The following is a 3,016-nucleotide window of genomic DNA, read 5'->3' on the forward strand; positions in this document are numbered from 1 at the left end:
TCTGTCGTTACACCTTTGACGGGCGAAGAAAACAGATGACGGGTGTCAACATTATACGTTAACTGACCACAATGCTGTTGTGGTTGACTATTAACCATAGCCATACTGCATGTTGGGGGACTGATCCTGCCATTAATCGTTAATGTGGCAGTCTCTGAAGAGAATGCGGGAGAAGCCAATCCATAGGCAAGAAAAATAATTCCTGACAGCCAATACTTATTCATTGAACGTTATCCCTGTAGTAAAGGTTATGCCTGGATAGAATGAGTGCATAACAAACTATAGCTGTACATCCACTACACAGCCACGAAGGATGATAATGAAGCATTGCCTGTATGATCAATCGACTTTGTAGAGTTTCGGACGAAGGTCCGCAGAATATTCGCAGTATTAAATAAGTGTTCATTAATGCGGCAAAAACTAATACACCGCATCAATGTAACATCTCTGCGGTGTATGAAGAATAACCAGAATGGTTAATAGGCGTTAGACCGCGCGGAAGGAAATCTCGCCTGGAATGACTTCACCCTGCCAGTAGAGCTGAGCTGCAACGCGGTCAGCCAGCTGGCGGTAGATAGCGGTAAATTCGCTCTCCGGACGGCTGATAACCGTTGGCGTGCCTTTATCGAGATCCTCACGTAAGGAGATGTGTAACGGCATCTGCCCCAGCAGCTGTGTGTGGTATTTTTCAGCCAGTTTCTCAGCACCACCGGTACCGAAAATCGGTTCATGGTGACCACAGTTACTGCAAATATGCACACTCATGTTCTCGACAATACCAAGCACCGGAACCTCGACTTTCTCGAACATCACAATGCCTTTTTTCGCATCGATCAACGCGATGTCCTGCGGGGTGGTGACCACGACTGCACCAGTTACTGGAATGTTTTGCGCCAGCGTCAATTGAATGTCACCGGTGCCTGGCGGCATATCAAGCACCAGATAGTCGAGATCCGGCCACAAGGTTTCCTGCAACATCTGCATTAACGCCTTGCTCGCCATCGGTCCACGCCACACCATCGCATTGTCGTCAGTGACCAGATAACCAATTGAATTGGTTGCCAGGCCATGAGACATAATCGGTGCCATGTGGGTACCGTCCGGCGACGTTGGACGCTGATTTTCTGCGCCCAGCATGGTGGGAATTGATGGGCCGTAGATATCGGCGTCCAGAATGCCGACTTTCGCCCCTTCCGCCGCCAGTGCCAGCGCCAGGTTTACCGCCGTGGAGGATTTACCCACGCCGCCTTTACCGGAGCTGACCGCAATGATGTTCTTCACACCATTAATACCCGGCTGATTCTTCACGCGTTTTAAGGTGGCGATATTGTGCGACAGTTTCCAGTCGATAGCTTTCGCCCCGGTGATACGCAGCAGTTCGGCGCTACATTGCTCTTTTAACTCTTCAAACGCGCTATGCCAGACGAATGGCATAACCAGTTCCACATGCAACGTGTCGTCCATCCAGGCGACATGGTGCAACGCTTTCAGCGTGGTGAGGTTATGCTTCAGGGTTGGGTGCTGAAAATTGGCCAGTGTCCCGGCGACCATTGCGCGCAAGGCTTCTGGTGATTTGGCCTGGGATTGTTCGTTCATCCCGACTCCTTTTTTGTATAGATAAACCATCAGCTGATAGTTTACCTGAAGAATATAGAGAAGTACTTACTTAACATTTTCCCATTTGGTACTATCTAACCCCTTTTCACTATTAAGAAGTAATGCCTACTATGACTCAAGTCGCGAAGAAAATTCTGGTGACGTGCGCACTGCCGTACGCTAACGGCTCAATCCACCTCGGCCATATGCTGGAGCACATCCAGGCTGATGTCTGGGTCCGTTACCAGCGAATGCGCGGCCACGAGGTCAACTTCATCTGCGCCGACGATGCCCACGGTACACCGATCATGCTGAAAGCTCAGCAGCTTGGTATCACCCCGGAGCAGATGATTGGCGAAATGAGTCAGGAGCATCAGACTGATTTCGCAGGCTTTAACATCAGCTATGACAACTATCACTCGACGCACAGCGAAGAGAACCGCCAGTTGTCAGAACTTATCTACTCTCGCCTGAAAGAGAACGGTTTTATTAAAAACCGCACCATCTCTCAGCTGTACGATCCGGAAAAAGGCATGTTCCTGCCGGACCGTTTTGTGAAAGGCACCTGCCCGAAATGTAAATCCCCGGATCAATACGGCGATAACTGCGAAGTCTGCGGCGCGACCTACAGCCCGACTGAATTGATCGAGCCGAAATCGGTGGTTTCTGGCGCTACGCCGGTAATGCGTGATTCTGAACACTTCTTCTTTGATCTGCCCTCTTTCAGCGAAATGTTGCAGGCATGGACCCGCAGCGGTGCGTTGCAGGAGCAGGTGGCAAATAAAATGCAGGAGTGGTTTGAATCCGGCCTGCAACAGTGGGATATCTCCCGCGACGCGCCATACTTTGGTTTTGAAATTCCGAACGCGCCGGGCAAATATTTCTACGTCTGGCTGGACGCACCGATTGGCTACATGGGTTCTTTCAAGAATCTGTGCGACAAGCGCGGCGACAGCGTAAGCTTCGATGAATACTGGAAGAAAGACTCCACCGCCGAGCTGTACCACTTCATCGGTAAAGATATTGTTTACTTCCACAGCCTGTTCTGGCCTGCCATGCTGGAAGGCAGCAACTTCCGCAAGCCGACCAACCTGTTTGTTCATGGCTATGTGACGGTGAACGGCGCAAAGATGTCCAAGTCTCGCGGCACCTTTATTAAAGCCAGCACCTGGCTGAATCATTTTGACGCTGACAGCCTGCGTTACTACTACACTGCGAAACTCTCTTCGCGCATTGATGATATCGATCTCAACCTGGAGGATTTCGTTCAGCGTGTGAATGCCGATATCGTGAACAAAGTGGTTAACCTGGCCTCTCGTAATGCGGGCTTTATCAACAAGCGTTTTGACGGCGTGCTGGCAAGCGAACTGGCTGACCTGCAGTTGTACAAAACCTTCACTGATGCCGCTGAAGTGATTGG

3 protein-coding genes are annotated in these 3,016 nt (G+C 50.4%); 1 reads left to right on the forward strand and 2 read right to left on the reverse strand.

Annotated elements, in window-relative coordinates:
• Both QZF50_RS23255 and apbC read right to left on the reverse strand, forming a co-directional pair.
• On the reverse strand, positions 1-224 hold a 224-nt coding region (locus QZF50_RS23255; RefSeq protein WP_290389026.1), incomplete at its 3' end, for a DUF2574 family protein.
• A gap of 262 nt (positions 225-486) precedes the next feature.
• Positions 487-1,596 (reverse strand): iron-sulfur cluster carrier protein ApbC, encoded by a 1,110-nt coding sequence (gene apbC, locus QZF50_RS23260; RefSeq protein ID WP_001005448.1) that lies wholly within the window; start codon positions 1,594-1,596, stop codon positions 487-489.
• Between the two features lie 131 nt (positions 1,597-1,727).
• On the opposite strand from apbC, the gene metG reads away from it, so the two are divergent.
• Positions 1,728-3,016, forward strand: a 1,289-nt coding sequence (gene metG, locus QZF50_RS23265) for a methionine--tRNA ligase (RefSeq protein WP_290389027.1), incomplete at its 3' end; no start/stop codon positions are given.

This window comes from uncultured Escherichia sp. (genome assembly GCF_948475835.1).
Taxonomy (GTDB): Bacteria; Pseudomonadota; Gammaproteobacteria; order Enterobacterales; family Enterobacteriaceae; genus ECMA0423.